This window comes from Pseudomonas lalucatii (assembly GCF_018398425.1).
Lineage (GTDB): Bacteria > Pseudomonadota > Gammaproteobacteria > Pseudomonadales > Pseudomonadaceae > Aquipseudomonas > Aquipseudomonas lalucatii.
Genome location: NZ_JADPMV010000001.1, coordinates 878,395 through 891,612 on the forward strand (window position 1 = coordinate 878,395; position 13,218 = coordinate 891,612).

The window sequence follows — 13,218 nt, forward strand, 5'->3', positions numbered from 1 at the left end:
GCCCATGTCCATGCATCCTTTCACCCACTTCTTTTACCTGAGCAAGCTCTGGCTGTTCGACCACCCACGCCGGGTGCTGGCACTGATCGTCGCACTGACCCTGTTCTTCGCCCTACAGATCCCGGCGCTCAAGGTCTATACCGACTTCGCCGACCTGCTGCCGCAGCAACACCCCTACATCCAGTTGCACAACAGCATCAAGGACACCTTCGGCGGCGCCAACGTGTTGGTGATCGGCGTCGAGTTCACCGAAGGCGATCTGTTCAGTAATGCCAACCTGGCCACCCTCGACCGGGTCACCCAGGCGGTGGACAGCCTCCCGGGAGTCAACCACAACCTGGTCAGCAGCCTGACCCACCGCAATTCGCGCAAGATCTGGCTGACCGAGGTCGGCAGCATCAACTCCGAGCCCTACTACCAGCCCGAGTTCGGCAAGCTCGATGCCGCTCAGCTGGCGGCGATGAAGGCCGACGTGGTAGCCAACCCGCGGGTCTACGGACCGCTGGTGTCGCCGGACCTCAAGGTGGCGCTGGTCAAGGCGCAGCTGATCGAAGGCCAACTCGACTACGAGCAGACCTTCACCCAACTTCAGGCCCTGCGCCAGGCTGAGGTGCGTGACGGCGTGCGCCTCTACGCCACCGGCCAGCCAGTGCTGGTCGGCTGGGCCTACACCTACATGGAGCAGATCCTGCAGATCTTCGTGTTCACCGTGTTGGCCATGCTGGCTTTGCTGGTGTTCCATTTCCGCAAGGCCTACGGCGTGCTGATCCCGCTCGGCGGAGTACTGATCTCGACCGTCTGGGGCCTGGGCATCATCAGCCTGCTGGGCTACAACCTCGATCCGCTGGGCCTGGTGATCCCCTTCTTGATCGCCGCACGGGCCATGAGCCACGGCGTGCAACTGGTAGAACGCTACTACGCCGAGGTGCGCGAGCGCGGCGACGGTCGGCTGGCCGCGCGTGTCACCTTCGACAGCCTGTTCCGCCCCGGCACCCTGGGTATCGCCTCGGATGCCATCGGCCTGTCACTGATCGCTATCGGATCGATTGCGCTGAACACCAAGCTGGGCATCTATGCCTCGCTGTGGGCGACCACGGTGATCTTCACAGTTCTGATCGGCGTACCACTGCTGCTGTCGATCCTGCCGCAGCCGAAAAACCCCGAAATCAAGGAAACCTTCCTGCGCCACATCGGCGCCAGCTGCGCCGCAACAGTGTCACGTCCCGGCGCCGCCGGAAAGCTGCTGGCAATGGCCGCCCTGGCGATTGGCGCCGGCCTGTGGGCTTCGTCGCAGGTGCGCATCGGTGATTCCGAACCCGGCTCGCCGATCCTCTATCCCGAGCACGACTACAACCTGTCGTCCAAGGAGATCAACGACCGCTTCCCCGGCTCAGAGGAGCTGTACATCATCGCCGAACACGCCGAAAACGGCGGGATCAAGCGCCCGGAAGTACTGCGCGCCCTGCAGTCGCTGCAGGCACACATGCTCGGCGACCCGTCGGTCGGTGGCAGCAAGGGCCTGCCGGACCTGGTCAAGCAGGTCAACCGGCTGATGCACAACGACGACCCGCGCTGGTTCCAGATCCCCCACGACGCCGATTACGTCGGCGGGCTGATGTTCACCTACATGGCCTCCAGCCCGATTCCAGGGGCGCTGGACGAGTTCAACGACACCGACGACCGCATCGCCAACCTGGTGTTCTATTACAAGGACCGCCAGGGCGAGACCATCCGCCGCGCCATGCACATGGCCAAGCAATGGATCGCCGAACATGGCGAGGACGTACCGGGCCTAAGCATCCGCCTGGCCGGCGGCACCCTCGGCGTCGCCGCGGCGATGAACGAGTCGGCGTTCGAGACCAACCTGCTGGTGCTGCCGCTGGTGTTCCTGCTGATCTTCGCCTTCGTCATGGTCTTCTACACCAGCTGGCATGCCGGCCTGATGATGCTGATGGCGATGCTGTTCGCCACCGTGCTGACCTACGCGTACATGGGCCTGGCCGGGATGAGCATCGACATCAATACGGTGCCGGTGATCGCCGTGGGCATCGGCGTGGGCATCGACTACTCGATCTACATGATGGACCGCATCCGCGAAGAGATGGTCAAGAGCGGCAAGCTGTCCGTAGCGGTGCACCGTGCCATCGCCACCACCGGGATGGCGATCAGCTTCACCGCGCTGACCCTGATGGCCGGCATCGTCATGTGGGTACTGCTCTCCGATCTGCGCTTCCAGGCCGACGCCGCCAAGCTGCTGTGCGTGATGATCGTGATCAATGGCATCGCCGCCATGTTGCTGGCCCCGGCCTGGGTGCTGGTGTTCAAGCCGCGATTCATCACCGACGCCTATGTCGACGAAGACGGCGTGATCCACGCCGACCACAACGCCGACCCGTCTACGCCCATTGCCACCGCCCCACTGCCTGACGCCCTTCGGGAGCCAGGCAGCGGACTGCTGTCCCAGACGCGCCAACCGGCCTGAGCCGAAGAGCGCCATCCACCACCACAAGAGGTTCTGCCATGCAGAGAAGAATAAGAAAAAGCCTGAGACACTGGACCCTGGCCACGCTGGCGGGCGCGGGCTGCGGCCTGACCCCGCTGGCCAGCGCCATGGCCGAGGAAGAGATGCAGGTCACCGGTTATGTCGAGAACGCCACCTTCGCCCGCGATAGCGTCGGCTTGTCGAAATTCCGCAACACGCTGCAGGTCAACGCCGATCGCAAGTTCGGCGACCTGGGTCAGCTGAATTTCAAGAACACCGCGTTCCACGCCACCTTCCGCGGCACCTATGACGGCGTCTACGACCTCAACAGCAGCGAATACGGCAGCGGCGCCGGCGGGGCCATCCAGCTGGAGGACACGGGCTCGATCAACCCCGCCGGTTCGGTGCCGCATGGCGGCGGTTTGAAGCTGCCGCACACCTTCAGCGTGGCCAACAATCCCAACGAAGGCATGATCGTGCTCGGCGAGAACCTGCACAAGACCCGCGGCGGAGTGGCCTTCGGCGTGCCGGTGCGGCCCTGTGACAAGGACAGCCGCGGCTGCATCGACGATTACCTGGACGCCAGCAGCAACGACCTGCGCTTCCCCGAGTTCAACGAGCGCCTGGACTTCATTCGCGAGCTGTATGTCGACTTCGACAACGAACTGCCCAACGGCGACATCCTTAGCTGGCGCCTGGGCAAGCAGCAGGTGATCTGGGGGCGTACCGACCTGTTCCGGGTACTCGACGTGATCAACCCGGTCGATTATTCGCGCAATAACATCTATGACGAACTGGAAGACATCCGCATCCCGATGTGGATAGCCAAGGCCGACTGGCGCATGGGCGCCGGCGAGCTGTTCGACGATCTCAACCTGTCGTTCGTGTGGAACGTCGACAAGTTTCGCCCGCACAACCTCGGTCAATGCGGCGGCCCCAACTCGATCCTCGATGCAGCCTGCTTCTTCCGCGGCATGAACAACCTGTGGGAAAACGGCGGCACCGTTTCCAACTTCGCCTTCGGCGACACCGCCACCGACTTCGGCCCCGGCCAGATCGGTATCCGCAAGGCGCACATGCCGTCCTGGAGCCTGTCCAACAGCCAGTTCGGGATCAAGCTGGAAGGCGTCTATGGCGACTTCGGCTTCAGCCTCAACGCCCTGACCTACCGCTCCCAGCTACCTTCGCTGCGCGGCGGCGTGCCGGGGCAGAACGGTTTCACCGGCGAGGTCGCCCCCTGGCCGAGCCTGATCGCCTTCGATATCCACTTCCCGCGGGTCAACCTGCTCGGTGGCTCGATGGACTACTACTCGCAGGCGATCGACACGGTGTTCCGCGTCGAGGTAGCGCATACCGAAGGTGAGGAGTTCGCCAACACCCTGCAGTCGCGGCTGTTCTCCGAGTCCAACGTGACCCGCTACGTGATCGGCGCGGACAAGAACATCTTCATTCCTCTACTCAACCCGGGCCGTGCCTTCTTGTTCTCCGGCCAGCTGTTCGGCCAGCACATCCACGAACATCAGGAGGAGAAACGCGCATTGGGCAAGGTCGGCATGCCGGACTGGCAGCAGAACTGGATCGCCACCCTGCTGGTCAAGGGCTGGTGGATGAACGATCGCCTCAGTCCGCAGCTGCTCGCCGCGCATGACTTCAAGGCCCAGGCCACGGCCATCGCACCGAGTGTCGAGTACCTGTTCAGCGACAACCTGAAGATCACCGCCGGCGCCAACATCAAGGTCGGGCGCGGCGCCCGCGAGTACGACGACTGCCGTAGCTGCAACCCCTGGGACCCCTTCACCGCCGCCGGCCCCGACCACCCCGCGGGCATGAGCCTCGGCCTGTCCGGCTATGAACCCCTAGGTCGCTTCCGCGCCGGCCCTATAGGTATGGCGCAAAAGGAAGACGAACTGCAACTAACCCTGCGCTACAGCTTCTGATCACCACGAGGAAGACCCATGAACAAGCCTTTCCGTTTCGCCGCCCTCGCCCTGGCCATGAGTGCAGGTGTCGCCCAGGCCGACCCGGCCATGATTGATCGTTCCTTCTATCCCTACCAGGCCGAGAAACCAGCCTTTGCCGGACTCGGTGCCGGCCTGACCATTAACAAGGCCAACGTCGCCCAGTTCAAGGACATCATCGATCCGGCCTTCTACGGCTTTATCGAGAATGGCTGGCTGGACATGCAGGTCGGCGAGACCACCTCCTTCGACCTGCACCCCAGCTATGTCGAGGCCACCCGTCAAGGCCATGACAAGGTCAAGCTAGGCGCAAAACCTGGCGAGATCGACGGCTGGGTCGCCGGTCGGCCCTTCCCCCAGGAGCCGGATGCCAATGATCCGCGCGCCGGCGAAAAACTGGCCTGGAACTACAAGTACGGCTACAACTGGGGCGACAGCGCCGCCATCTCGCCGTTCTACTGGAAGTACCGCGACATGAACTCGGCCAAGGTCGAACGCACCATCAAGTTCGACTTTCACTTCCTCAACTTCACCGGCCGGGTCAACCAGCAGCCGCTGCCGGCAATCACCCCTAACCCCTCGCAGCTGTTTCGCGGCATCTACGTCAAGGTGCTCGAGCCCTATGACGTGCGTAACACCCAGTTGCTGATCCACCGCGCCGAGGACGACCTCAAGCGCGACAACTCCTGGCTCTACCTGGGCTTCCAGCGCCGCGTGCGGCGCCTGGCCACCGGCCAGGTGACCGACGCCTTCCTCGGCTCAGACCTGATGATCGAGGACTTCGAAGGCTACAACGGACGTATCTCCGACATGAACTGGAGCTACAAGGGCACCCGGTTCATGCTGATGCCCTTCTACAACCACAACGATCTGGCGCTAGACAGCGAAACCCACCAGGACAGCGACGGATACCGGGTGGTCGCCTTCGGAGGCAAGGGCGGATGTTTCCCGGAGATCACCTGGCAGCTGCGCAAGGTCTACGAGGTCGAAGCCGCGCCGGTGGACGCCAGCCACCCGCTGACCAAGCGCGTGCACTACATCGACGCCCAGACCTTCACCGTTCCGCGCACCATCTCCTATGACCGCAAGGGCTCGCTGTGGAAGACCTTCACCATCGGTCAGGCTCACCCAGACCATCACTTGGCGAAGAACAAGGGCAGCGGCGTGTCGATCGACGACAGCTTCAGCATGATCGACGTGCAGGCAATGCACTGCACCACCGGCCAGTTCAAGGGTCAGGTCGATCCGGAAATGAGCAAGCCGGAAATGTTCAGCGTGCAGCACATGCGCGCTACCGGTAACTGAAGTCCCTCCGCTACGGCCAGCCCTCGGGCTGGTCTTTTGCTCAATCATCCTTTCAACGTCTGCTCCTCTCGATGGCCTTTCGTCGATGGCGGCAGACCGTATGCAGCCGCCCCCATAAGGAAGTGCATCGATGACGCGCGCCACGCCTTCCATCGCAGCGGATCAGCTCCTGCTGCTGACCGACAGCCAGGCCAACATCCTCTATGCCAGCCCGGCCTTGTGCCGTCAGGCTGGTTTCAGCGAAAGCGCCCTGATCGGCCGCCCCGCCTCCTGCCTGCGTCACCCGGACATGCCACTGGGACCGATCAAGGATCTCTGGGCAACCCTCGGCCGCGGCCAGTCCTGGATGGGCATGCTGAAAAACCGCCGGGCCGATGGACAGCCGTTCTGGGTCGACGCCTTCATCAGCCCGGTCCTGGAAGACGGCAAGATACGCGAATACCAGGCCATCTATCGCCAAGCCCAAGACCAGGCGATCCAGCGCGCCGCCGCCATCTACCGGACACGCAGCCAGGGCAGACAGCCGTCGGCATTGCGCTGGCAATGGCTGACCCGCAACCGCGCCCAGACTCTGCTGGCATTAGTGGCCTTCAGCCCGCTCGGCCTGCTCGCGCTGAGCCAGAGCCCGCAGCTTGGCGGCGCCGTACTGTTCGCGTGCGTCAGTCTCTGCTGGCTGCTATTGAGCCTGCATGCCAAGCCCTTTGCCGTGCTGGTGGCGCACAGTCGGCACATCGTTGAGCACCCGATCAAACAGCTGATCTACACCGGACGGATCGACGAAATCGGCCAGTTGCAGCTGAGCAACCGTCTACAGGAGGCGCGTTTGGCGTCCATGGTGGCGCGCATCGGCGATAGCAGCCGCCGGGTCAGCGCCCATTCCGACCACACCAGGCAACTGCTCAGCACCAGCAATCAGGCGGCCGAGCAGCAGCAACAGGCCCTGGATGGCATCAGCGCCGCGGTTGAACAACTCAGCGCGACCATTCAGGAGGTGGCGGGCAACACGCGCAATGCCGCCGAACAGACCCACCAGGCGCAAGCCTTGAGCAACGACGGCCAGCGCCAGGTGGGCAATGCGCACCAGAGCATGGCCGCCCTGGCCGCCACCCTCGAGCAATCGGCCGCGGCGGTCACCGCCCTGAGCCGGCACAGCCAGACCATTGGCGGCATTCTCGAAGTGATCCGCAGCATCGCCGAACAGACCAACCTGCTGGCCCTGAATGCGGCCATCGAAGCGGCGCGGGCCGGTGAGAATGGCCGCGGCTTTGCCGTGGTGGCCGACGAGGTGCGTTCCCTGGCCCAGCGCACCCAGGCTTCCACCGACGAGATCCAGGGCATGATCGCAGCCCTGCGCCAAGGTACGGCGCAGGTGGTCGGGGCCATGCAGCAGGGCCTGCAACAATCGCGGGCCAGCGTCGAACAGGTCGACGCCACCGCCCAGGCCCTGGCGCACATCACCCTGCGCATCGGTGAGATCGCCGACAGCAGCAGCCAGATCGCCGCCGCCGGCCACCAGCAGAGCCAAGCCGCCGAGGAGATCAACCAGAAGATCCACGCCCTGCAAGGACTGGCCAGCCACAGCCTGCAACTGCAGCGCGACACCCTCGAGATCGCCGACCAGGTCAGCAGCCAAGCCAGCCGACAGCGTGCACTGATCGAGCATATGTATGGGCACTGATACGTCGCACACGTATCTGCCTGCAGCACTTCGGCGTGGGAGCGCGGAGCGGGCCGCACAGGTGGTGGCGCAGGCAGGATTATAAAATGGCTATGTACCTGGTAACTGTTGAGCCACCGCAACGCCTTGATTTACCGAGTTTCTGATTTTTCTCTGGCGTCAGTCGTGAGGCTGGTTTGCGAGTCACGCGGAGAAAAGGATAAGGGCAGCGTACGAGCCTGCGGAATATCTAGAGTCGCGTCGCGGGAGGCTGCAGGACTGCGCGGATTGTCTAGACCTGTGGGGGAGTCCGGATCAACTGGATGCGGCAGCGGCTTGCGTACATGCAGTCACTATTGCACAGGGGTCAGTAGGGACAATCTTCACCATGACGCAGGTAGGTCAGGGTATGGGTTTCGCCCTTCGAGTCCTTGTAGATCATGCTGGTTTCCACGACCTGGCAGCCCTGCGGAACGCTTGTCGACAGCACCTCGGCGACATCCAGCGGCATACCGTAGTGGTAGGTCTGTGGCTCATCGGCCATCACCAATGGCGATAGCAACACCCAACTCAACAGCCAAGCCTTGTTCTTCATTTTGCACCTCTAGCCAATGGTTCATGCAGCGATCATAGGCAGGCGTCCGGCTTGGATAAACTGCAACATTGGCAAGGTACTGTTGTATTCAATGTAACAATACCCACGCGGGCATTGGCCGAGCGCGGCCAGGTGATGCCTCAGGGAGTGATTTCAGGCCCAGTAGGACGGGGTTTCCAGGATGGTCTGGTAACCGCTGAAGGCCTTGGGGATTTCCTCCTTGAGAAACTCGACCCAGGTCCTGACCTTGGCATCGAGGAATCGACGCGAAGGGTATAGGGCATATATACCTCGCTCATGCAGGCGGTGCTGGGGCAGTACGCGTACCAGCTTGCCCTGCTGGAACGCCTTGGCTGCAATCAGGTCAGGCAGCAGGCACACGCCCATACCGGCACCTGCGGCCTGGGCCATGGCCTCCGCCACGTTGACCTGAAAGGTCTCGCTCGGGCGTACCTGACGCTCGATGCCCTTGTCGCTGAAGGTCCAGCTGTCGCCAAATACCGGATCGACCAGGCGCAGGCAACGGTGCCCGCTGAGGTCGTTGAGGTGCTGCGGTATTCCATGCTGCTCGAGGTAGGCCGGGGCGGCGCAGACCACGCTGTAGGTGCTGCCCAAGTGCTGGCCGACCAGCTCGGAGTCGGGTAGCACGCGAGCCAGGGTGATCACCACATCGTGCCCTTCTTCGAGCAGGTCGGGGTGGCGCTGGGAAAGGCTGAGGTCCAAATTGACCTCGGGATAAAGTTCGCTAAACCGGGACGCCAGGGGCGCCAGCAGTTGGGTACCTAGACCGGTGATCGAGTGCACACGCAAGCACCCCTTGGGCTTGAGGCGGGCGCCGCTGGCTTCGGCGCTGGCAGCGTCCAGTTCGTGCAGCAGCTGCCGGCAACGCTCCACGTAACGACTGCCGACCCCGGTTAGACTCAATCGTCGCGTGGTGCGCTGTAACAAACGTGCCTGTAGATGATTTTCCAGTTCCGAGACCAGCCGTGAGACCTGCGCAGTGGACAGATCCAATGCCTGAGCGGCAGCGGTGAAACTGCCGGCATCGACCACGCGTGTGAACACCCGCATCGCCTGAAACATATCCATTTCATTATTACTCTTTAAGTAACTGTTATTTGCGCAACCAGCATATTCTTACATCCATTTCAAACAAATATACTCTACCGACGCTGAGGCGGCAGCCTCGCTCTGCACGCACCACCCAGTACACTTCCGCTCCGTGGACGCTCGAGGTTTTCATGACAGCCGATCAACGATTTGCCCGCTGGGTTAAAATCGCTAGCGCGGCCTTGGCCTGTTTTTTCATCTATTACCTCACGGCCGACCTGAGCATGCCGTTGACACCCCAGGCGCAACTGCTAAGGCCGGTATTGAAGATTGCGCCGCGGGTTGCCGGTCAAGTCCACGCGCTGGCAGTCAGCAACAACCAGCGGGTGCAGGTCGGTCGGCTGCTGTTTCGCCTTGACCCGCAACCGTTCGAGCTGGCCGTGCAGCAGGCCGAACTGGCGGTCGAGCAGGCCAGTCAAGACAACGCCGAACTGGATGCTCAACTCGGCGCGGCGCAGGCCAGTGTCAGGGCGGCACGCGCCAGGGCACGGGAGTCCAACGCGCACGCCGAGCGCCTGCGCGCGCTGCTCGGCAGGCAGTACGTGTCGCGCCAGGCCTATGACGCCGCCGACGCCGAGCGCCTGATGGCCCAGGCACAGCTGGCTGAGGCACAGGCCACAGTGCATGAACTCCAGGCGCGGCGCGGCGCTCCGGCGAGTGACAACCTGCGCCTGCGCCAGGCGCGCAATGCCTTGCAGCAGGCCCGTCTGCGCCTCGCCTACAGCGAAGTACGCAGCGCGCGCGGGCGTCGTCAGCAACCTGCAGCTCAGTCCGGGCGCCTACCTGGCGGCCGGCGCGCCGGTGGCGGCGTTGGTGACGGACGAGGTGGACATCATTGCCGACTTCCGAGAAAAGGCCCTGCGTTTCGTCGAGGTCGGCACCCTGGCCGAGGTGGTGTTCGATGGCCGCCCTGGCGAACTGTTCAGCGCCCGGGTCAGCCACTTCGATGCCGGGGTGAGTGAAGGGCAGATCGAAGCCAACGGCGAACTGGCGGCACCGGTGCAATCGGAGCGCTGGGTGCGTGATGCGCAACGCCAGCGGGTCCATCTGGCGCTGGATCGGCCGCTGCCAGCCATGTTGCCGACGGGTGCCAAGGCGACCGTGCAGCTGCGGCCGTTCGACAATCTACCCGTGCGCCTGTTGGCCATGGCACAGATTCGCCTACTGAGCCTGCTGCACTATGTCTACTGAGGGCGCCACCGGGCCGGCCAATGTGCCGGCCAGCGCTGCGCACAAGCGCCGGTTGAACGAAAACGACCTGCGCCAGTGCCTGCGTATCGCCAGTGGTGGCACGCTGGCCTTCTTCCTGTGCAAGCTGTTCGACCAGGAATACGGCGCCTTCTTCTGCGTCTATCCGATGCTGCTACTGGGCCTGGTGCCGAACCTGAATGCCAGCCTGGTGCGCCAGTTCCTGGCCCAGGGCCTGGTGGTGAGCCTGGAAGTGGCCCTGCTCTACGGCCTGTTCGGCGGCCGGCCGAGCCTGATGATCCCTATCGTGTTTCTGCTGTTTCTCTACCGTTTCGCACTGATGGTGCAGGGCGAAGTGTTCCTGTTTGGCGCGCTGGGCTCGGTGTTCCTGTCGACCCTGCTGAACTTCGCCAGCTACCCCCATACCGACGTGATCGAACTGCTCGGCTACAACAGCTGGGCGATTGTCCAGTCCGCGGCGATCGCCGCGCTGATGTTCTACCTGTTTCCGGATGTCCAGCCGCGCCCGTCGCGCACGCCGCGGCAGAAGGATGCCGCCAGCCGCCGCCACGAGACGCTGCTGGGCGCTAGCGTGGCGACTCTGTCGTTCATCCTGTTCCAAACCCTGGACCTGCACGACTCGCTGTCGGCCCAGGTCGCCAGCATCCTGCTGCTATTCCCCATGCACTGGAAAGGCTCGCATTTCGCCGGGCGTATTCGCGCGGTCGGCACCTTGCTCGGGTGCGTGATCGCCCTGTTGATCATGCTGCTGCTGTACAACCACCATGACCTGTTACCGCCGGTGACCCTGCTGTTGTGGCTCGCGGCGATGGTCTGCGCCCGCTGGCACATGCTGGAGAACGGCATGCCCGGCGTCGGTTTCGGCGCCCTGACCACCCTGGCGATCCTCTTCGGCCAGTCGCTGACGCCCAGCCAGGACATCATCTTCGCCATCATGTACCGCCTGAGCTCGGTCACGGTCTCGGTGCTCCTGACCCTGCTCGCGGTATTTCTGGTGCACCGTTTTCTCAACCGCTTCCCGGCCACCCGCCATCACAGCCATTGATCCTGCCCAGGTGCAGTGTGTGCCGAGGCTGTTGCGGCCAGCTCAACGGCTGCGCGCCATCAGTCGCAAGCCTCGCTTGGCGGGTGCTGGCGCGGTGTGCAAGGCGCTGTTCTGCCGGAACGGGCAGGCGGCCGAGCAGCCGGCTTAGAACACTGCAATCGGGTAGTCGATGATCACCCGCAGCTCGTCGATGTATTGGTCCACGGCACTGTAACCTTGGCTAGCTGTGATCTCTCAGTAGGTTGTTCATCTGGGGCATTCCCGGAATTCTGGAAGTGCGACCAACCTAGCCTTCCAGGAGCCCCGGATGAACCTGCATAAACATGCCCGTCTTACCCCTCGCGGTCGAGCCCTTTTGGTTCGGCGCATCCAGCACGGCTTGCGGGTCGAAGAAGCCGCCCAGGCGGCCGGTGTGAGCGTGCGAACCGCCTACAAATGGTTGCGGCGCTTTCGCGAGGAAGGCGAGGCCGGGTTGATGGATCGTTCATCACGTCCGCAACACTGCCCGCATGCCACACCCGGCACCGTGGTCGAGTGCCTGATCGAGCATCGACGCAGCCGCAAGACCTACCGGCAAATCGCGGGAGAATTGGGCTTGGCCGTCAGCACTGTTGCGCGCCGCCTGCGGCGGGCCGGCTTTCATCGACTGGCTGAGCTGGAGCCGGCGCCACCGGTGGTTCGCTACGAGTACCCGACACCCGGAGATCTGCTGCATCTGGATATCAAAAAGCTGGGCCGTTTCTGGCGACCTGGCCATCGGGTCACCGGCGACCGGCAACAGAACTCCGACGGCGCGGGCTGGGAATTCGTCCATGTGGCCATCGACGATGCCAGCCGCATCGCCTTCAGCAGCCTGCATCCTGACGAGCGTGGTCGCAGTGCTTGCCAAGCCCTGCTCCAGGCGCTGCGCTACTACCGCAGCCTGGGCATCCGCTGCACCCGCATCATGACCGACAACGGCAGCTGCTATCGCTCTCACAAGTTTCGGCGCCTGCTCAGACGATTGGGGCTGCGCCATCTGCGCACCAAGCCTTACACGCCACGCACCAACGGCAAGGCCGAGCGCTTCATCCAGACCAGTCTGCGCGAGTGGGCTTATGCCCGTAGCTATGAAAGTTCGGCACAGCGAGCACAGCACCTGACACCCTGGCTACATCACTACAATTGGCACCGGCCACACGCCAGCCTCGGCTACCAGCCACCAATCAGTCGCGTTCCGCTTCCACTGAACAACGTACTGGGTTTACACAGCTAGCGCGGTGAAAGGCTATGCCCCAGTGCCCTGTTCGTCAGGCCAGCATTTTGCCTCGGGCTTGCTTCAGATTCGCAGTCACCTGCGACACCCTTGCCTTCAGCTAACACTTTCCCTTGCCGGGTGTGTAGAGGACTTGCACCTTCAAGTCACCAAGTTAGCCACCACAGCCAAACTGGTTGCGCTTGCGCGCAACGCGCCATGCCTGGCGCACCCAAAAAAAACCGCTCACGAGTGAGCGGCTAAAAAAACGTCGATAAAGGAGCAATCATCCATCAACGTCAAGAGGAGGGGGAGTTGCGTCTATCAGCTATCCCGATGTGCCTGCTTGCTGTGCTCGGCAGCCTGCTGCAGCGATGGCGTAACTGGCTGCTCGGCGACGGCCCGCTCCTGCACGAGGGCCTCACGCTGCTGTTGCAGCGCCATGTTGCGTTCGACGAACGAATGGGATTCCTCGGCCAGGCTGACTTGGGTAAAAAGCAGCGGGAACGCAGAAAAAACCAAGCCAATAATCGAGTTTCTATGCATGTCGTGATCCTCAAGTGGGGAGCTGCTAAAACTTGAGGCCATAGTAGTTAGGGGCTGCCAGTGGAAAAATAGCGGCT

General features: G+C 63.0%; 9 protein-coding genes and 1 pseudogene. 7 read left to right on the top strand and 3 right to left on the bottom strand.

What is annotated here, in order from left to right; genetic code table 11:
- Window positions 1–4: 4 nt before the first annotated feature.
- From I0D00_RS03745 to I0D00_RS03760, 4 genes are all read left to right on the top strand, one after another.
- Complete coding sequence (locus I0D00_RS03745) at window positions 5–2,482, top strand: efflux RND transporter permease subunit (RefSeq protein ID WP_213638410.1); 2,478 nt, start codon at window positions 5–7, stop codon at window positions 2,480–2,482.
- 38 nt (window positions 2,483–2,520) lie between these two features.
- Window positions 2,521–4,419, top strand: coding sequence for a DUF1302 family protein (locus I0D00_RS03750; RefSeq protein WP_213638411.1), 1,899 nt, complete (start codon window positions 2,521–2,523; stop codon window positions 4,417–4,419).
- Window positions 4,420–4,437: 18 nt separating this feature from the next.
- Entirely contained in the window at window positions 4,438–5,745 is a 1,308-nt protein-coding gene (locus I0D00_RS03755; protein ID WP_213638412.1) for a DUF1329 domain-containing protein, read from the top strand.
- 130 nt (window positions 5,746–5,875) lie between these two features.
- Window positions 5,876–7,423, top strand: a complete 1,548-nt coding sequence (locus tag I0D00_RS03760) for a methyl-accepting chemotaxis protein (protein ID WP_213638413.1) — start codon at window positions 5,876–5,878, stop codon at window positions 7,421–7,423.
- Between the two features lie 346 nt (window positions 7,424–7,769).
- Here the strand turns inward: I0D00_RS03760 and I0D00_RS03765 are convergent, their stop codons facing one another.
- Window positions 7,770–7,997 carry a DUF2790 domain-containing protein gene (locus I0D00_RS03765; protein ID WP_213638414.1) on the bottom strand — a complete coding sequence of 76 codons (228 nt, stop codon included), beginning with the start codon at window positions 7,995–7,997 and terminating at the stop codon, window positions 7,770–7,772.
- Window positions 7,998–8,150: 153 nt separating this feature from the next.
- Complete coding sequence (locus I0D00_RS03770; protein WP_213638415.1) at window positions 8,151–9,086, bottom strand: LysR family transcriptional regulator; 936 nt, start codon at window positions 9,084–9,086, stop codon at window positions 8,151–8,153.
- A gap of 152 nt (window positions 9,087–9,238) precedes the next feature.
- Here I0D00_RS03770 and I0D00_RS03775 point away from each other — a divergent pair.
- From I0D00_RS03775 to I0D00_RS03785, 3 genes and pseudogenes are all read left to right on the top strand, one after another.
- Window positions 9,239–10,298, top strand: a pseudogene (locus I0D00_RS03775) (HlyD family secretion protein).
- The gene (locus tag I0D00_RS03780; RefSeq protein ID WP_213638416.1) at window positions 10,288–11,361 is read left to right on the top strand and encodes a DUF2955 domain-containing protein; all 1,074 of its coding nucleotides are present in this window, start codon (window positions 10,288–10,290) and stop codon (window positions 11,359–11,361) included. Before I0D00_RS03775 ends, I0D00_RS03780 begins: the two are co-directional and overlap by 11 nt.
- Window positions 11,362–11,668: 307 nt before the next feature.
- Complete coding sequence (locus I0D00_RS03785) at window positions 11,669–12,616, top strand: IS481 family transposase (protein WP_213638417.1); 948 nt, start codon at window positions 11,669–11,671, stop codon at window positions 12,614–12,616.
- A 303-nt stretch (window positions 12,617–12,919) separates the two neighbouring features.
- Here the strand turns inward: I0D00_RS03785 and I0D00_RS03790 are convergent, their stop codons facing one another.
- On the bottom strand, window positions 12,920–13,141 hold the full coding sequence (locus tag I0D00_RS03790) for a hypothetical protein (protein WP_213638418.1): 222 nt from the start codon (window positions 13,139–13,141) through the stop codon (window positions 12,920–12,922).
- Window positions 13,142–13,218: the final 77 nt, after the last annotated feature.